The sequence below is a fragment of the Corynebacterium sp. genome (assembly GCF_012838985.1).
GTDB lineage: Bacteria > Actinomycetota > Actinomycetes > Mycobacteriales > Mycobacteriaceae > Corynebacterium.
Genome location: NZ_DUOE01000134.1, coordinates 1 through 1,984, shown reverse-complemented (window position 1 = coordinate 1,984; position 1,984 = coordinate 1). Strand labels below are relative to the sequence as shown.

The window sequence follows — 1,984 nt, the reverse complement described above, 5'->3', positions numbered from 1 at the left end:
TCGAGTACCACCTCACGCGCGTGTACCGGAAACTCGGCGTGCGTACCCGGAACGAGCTGCCGCGGGTGCTGGGCGAGCTTTAGGTCGATCGCCGGTACACTTGCCCAATTTCGGGGCCGTAATTTCGCGGAGTGTACCGGCGATCGCCCTCCCGGCGAGCATCTGACCTCCCCGGTAGCGTGGATGACAGCCCGATCCCCCACCCCAGGAGTCATCCATGTTCGACCTGCACAACCAGACCGCCATCGTCACGGGAGGCGCCGCAGGTATCGGCCGCGGCATCGTCGAGTCCCTCCGCGAGGCCGGGGCCACCGTAATCATCGCCGACCTCGACCTCGCCGCCGCCGAGCGGACCGCCGCCGAGACCGGCTCCCACGCCCGCCATCTCGACGTCACCGACCGGGAGCAGGTCCGCACCGTGTTCGCCGACATCGCCGAGGAGTTCGGCGGCATCCAGATCCTCTGCTCCAACGCCGGCATCTTCCCGCAGGCAACCCTCGACGAGCTCACCGACGAGAAGTGGGCGCAGATGTTCGACATCAACACCCGCGGCACCTTCGTCGTGGTCCAGGAGGCCCTGCCGTACATGCGGCAGGAACGCTACGGACGCATCGTCATCACCACCTCGATCACCGGCTCCCACACCGGCTACCCCGGCTGGTCCCACTACGGTGCCTCGAAGGCCGCGCAGCAGGGCTTCATGCGCGGCGCCGCCCTGGAGGTCGCCCGCGACGGCATCACCGTCAACGGTGTCCTGCCGGGCAACATCCTCACCGACGGGCTGCGCGCCCAGGGAGAGGAGTACCTCGCGCAGATGGCCCGCGGCATCCCCGCCCTGCGTCTGGGTGATCCGCGCGACATCGGCAACGCCGCCGCCTTCCTCGCCTCCCGCGAGGCGGGCTACATCACGGGCCAGACCCTGGTCATCGACGGCGGCCAGATCCTGCCCGAGTCCCCCGAGGCGATCCTGCCGCCGCACGACGACTAACAACTTCGGAACCACATCGTCGAGACCAGTCCTCCGGCGGCGCACATGTTCGAGACCGGTAGCGGTCTCGAACATGTACATCCGACGTTGAGCAGGCGCCGGGACAGCAACGAAAAAGGGGCCCCGCAGGGCCCCTTGAACGTCACCGCTTAAGCGTTGAGCTTGCGGTAGTCGAAGACGGTGTCGATGATGCCGTACTCCATGGCCTCCTCGGCCGTGAGGATCTTGTCACGGTCGGTGTCCAGGCGGATCTGCTCCGCGGACTTACCGGTGTGACGCGAGAGGGTCTCCTCCATGAGGCGACGCATGCGCTCGATCTCGGCGGCCTGGATCTCCAGGTCGGAGACCTGGCCCTGGGTGCCCTGGGTGGCCGGCTGGTGGATGAGCACGCGCGCGTTCGGCAGGGCGGCACGCTTGCCCGGGGCGCCGGCGGCCAGCAGCACGGCGGCGGCGGAGGCGGCCTGGCCGAGGCAGACGGTCTGGACGTCGGGGCGGACGTACTGCATGGTGTCGTAGATCGCCATCAGCGCGGTGAAGGAGCCACCGGGGCTGTTGATGTACATGGTGATGTCGCGGTCGGGGTCAAGACCCTCGAGGACCAGCAGCTGCGCCATGATGTCGTTGGCGGAGGTGTCGTCGACCTGGGTGCCCAGGAAGATGATGCGCTCCTCGAAGAGCTTGGCGTACGGGTTGGTCTCCTTGGTGCCGTAGGCGGACTGCTCGATGAAGGAGGGCAGGACGTAACGCGACTGGGGCATCTGGAATCCGTTGTTCATAATTTCTCTTCTCACATTCCCTAGTTGCTGATCGGGCCCTCAGCGTGGCTGATGACGTGGTCGACGAGTCCGTACTCCTTGGCCTCCTCGGCCGTGAACCAACGGTCACGGTCGGAGTCCTTGGTGATCTGCTCGAAGGTCTGGCCGGTGTGCTCGGCGATGAGCTCGGCCATCTCGCGCTTGGTCTGGGCGAACTGCTCGGCCTGGATGGCGATGTCCG

Annotated in this window: 3 protein-coding genes; 1 reads left to right on the top strand and 2 read right to left on the bottom strand. The window is 66.9% G+C overall.

Translation table 11 applies throughout. The annotated features are described in order from the left end of the window. Positions 1-217: 217 nt before the first annotated feature. Positions 218-988 carry a 3-oxoacyl-ACP reductase FabG gene (fabG, locus tag GXZ33_RS07895; RefSeq protein WP_291340294.1) on the top strand — a complete coding sequence of 257 codons (771 nt, stop codon included), beginning with the start codon at positions 218-220 and terminating at the stop codon, positions 986-988. Positions 989-1,137: 149 nt separating this feature from the next. On the opposite strand, the gene GXZ33_RS07890 is transcribed toward fabG, so the two are convergent. Both GXZ33_RS07890 and GXZ33_RS07885 read right to left on the bottom strand, forming a co-directional pair. Then, positions 1,138-1,764 carry an ATP-dependent Clp protease proteolytic subunit gene (locus GXZ33_RS07890; protein ID WP_291340293.1) on the bottom strand — a complete coding sequence of 209 codons (627 nt, stop codon included), beginning with the start codon at positions 1,762-1,764 and terminating at the stop codon, positions 1,138-1,140. 20 nt (positions 1,765-1,784) lie between these two features. Further along, positions 1,785-1,984: ATP-dependent Clp protease proteolytic subunit (locus GXZ33_RS07885; protein WP_291340292.1), on the bottom strand; the 200-nt coding region annotated here is incomplete at its 5' end.